The 1,978-nt window shown below is 79.1% G+C and carries 2 protein-coding genes; both read right to left on the bottom strand.

Translation table 11 applies throughout. From position 1 onward, the window contains the following. Positions 1–99 precede the first annotated feature (99 nt). Positions 100–789: a CDP-alcohol phosphatidyltransferase family protein gene (locus N866_RS09320; protein WP_245612480.1), complete on the bottom strand. Its 690-nt coding sequence runs from the start codon at positions 787–789 to the stop codon at positions 100–102. Between the two features lie 85 nt (positions 790–874). Beyond that, positions 875–1,978, bottom strand: a 1,104-nt coding sequence (locus N866_RS09315) for a heavy metal translocating P-type ATPase (protein ID WP_034225602.1), incomplete at its 5' end; no start/stop codon positions are given.

The raw sequence follows: 1,978 nt of genomic DNA, 5'->3' as shown, positions 1-1,978 counted from the left end.
GGTCCCACCCGCCCCCGCCGGTGGCGTCACCGTCGCGGGAGCCGCCGTCGAGTGACCCGTCGTCGGGCCGACCCGGCTCGCCCGCCGCCCCCGCGGCCCTCACCCCGGCCCCCCGGCGGCCAGGTCGGTGCGCGTCCGCGCCAGCCGCAGCGCGGCGGTGAGGAGCGAGCCGACGACGACGAGCGCGGCCACCACGGGGATCCACGCCGGGAGGGCGGTCGCGACGACGACGGCGGCGCACCGCTCGGTCTTGCCGAACGGTCCGCCGTTGAGCCGTCGGCCGCCGGCACCGGCCGCCGCGAGGGACGCGAAGGTCGGCGCGGTCGCCGCGAGCGCGGCGAGCAGGACCCAGGCCGAGCCGGTCAGCGGGCCGGCGACGAGGAGCGTCGCCGGCTCCCGCACGGCCAGCACGGCGAGCCCGCCGAACATGAGCAGGTCGCCGACCCGGTCGCCGAGCTCGTTGAGGACGAAGCCCCACGGGCGGCTCAGGCCGCGGGCGCGTGCGACGGCGCCGTCCAGGTTCGCGCCGGCCAGCCGGGCCGCGAGCAGGAGCAGCGCGGGGACCCACCAGCCGAGCGCGATCGCCACGGCCGCCGCGGCGGCGGCGAGCACGCCGAGGAGCGTGAACACGTCCGGGGAGACCCCGTGCCGCACGGCCGCCCGCAGGACGGCACCCAGCCGCCGCGTGTACCAGGGCTTGAGCGCGTACAGACCCCGCACCGTGCCCGGCTGCGCGTCCGGTCCCGGGGCGTCGCGCGCGCTCCCCGACCCGGCCCCCCCTGTCGTCACGGTGCCGAACCCTAGACCCGCGCGACCGCGTGCGGAGCGGGTCGGCAGGGTGAACCGCGCTGGTCCGCCCCCGCGCCCCTCCGGCTCACGGCGTCGCACCGTGCGGCACGAGCGCCGCGGCGCTCTCCCGTTCCAGCGCGTCGTGGAGCCGGAGCACGGCGTACAGCCCGTAGAGCACGCGCCGCAGCTCGACGACGTCGTCGGCGGTCGCCTCGGCGTCGGGCAGGCCGTCGAGGAGGTGGCGGAGGCGGACGACCTCCTGCTCGATCTCGGCGTGCGTGCGGCTCAGCGCCGCGGTGGCGTCGTGCCCGCCGAGCGCCCGGGTGAGCATCGGCACGAGGACCGCCTCGTCGTGCAGCTCGTGCGGCAGCAGCTCGGTCTCCAGGCGCCCCAGGAGCGTCCGTGCGCCGGCGAGGTCCGCGACGGCGTCGGGGCCGTCGGGCTCCTCGAGCGCGTCCGCGACGGCCCGCACCTCCTCGACGACCGGGAGCACGGCGTCGTGCTCGTCCCACAGCCGGACCGCCGCCTCGGCGTCGGCCGGGGTGAGCCGCCGGGGCGAGCGGGGCGCCACCACGGCACGCAGGGCGACCGCGATGGCGAGCACGTCGATCCCCTCCTGCACCACGGCACCGACCGCCGGGCGGAGCAGCCCGACGGCGGCGAGCCCCATCGCGACGACCGAGAGCCCCATCCCGACCACCACGGCCTGCAGGGCGATCCGCCGTGAGCGCCGGGCGATCGTGATGGCCTCCGCCAGGGCGTCGACGCGGTCGGTGGTGAGGACCACGTCCGCCGCCTCCGAGGACGCCGTCGCACCGCGGGCCGCCAGGGCGACCCCGACGTCGGCGGCCGCGAGGGCGGGCGCGTCGTTGATGCCGTCGCCGACCATGACGGTGGACCCCTCCCCCGCCTCGGCGCGGATCACCTCGAGCTTGCCCGCCGGGTCCTGCTCGGCGACGACCTCGTCCACCCCGACGACGCGGCCGACGGCGCGGGCGGTGTCCCACCGGTCCCCGGTGAGCAGGACGACCCGCCGGACGCCCGCCGCGCGCAGGACCCGGACGGTCCGCGGCGCGTCGGCACGGACGGGGTCCTCGAGGAGCACCGCGCCCGCGACCCGGCCGTCGACGCCGACGAACACGGTGAGGGAGCCGTCGAGCGCGGCGCGCCGTCGGACGCGCCGGACCCA

The organism is Actinotalea ferrariae CF5-4 (genome assembly GCF_000603945.1).
GTDB lineage: Bacteria > Actinomycetota > Actinomycetes > Actinomycetales > Cellulomonadaceae > Actinotalea > Actinotalea ferrariae.
This window is presented reverse-complemented; position numbering and strand designations above follow the sequence as displayed.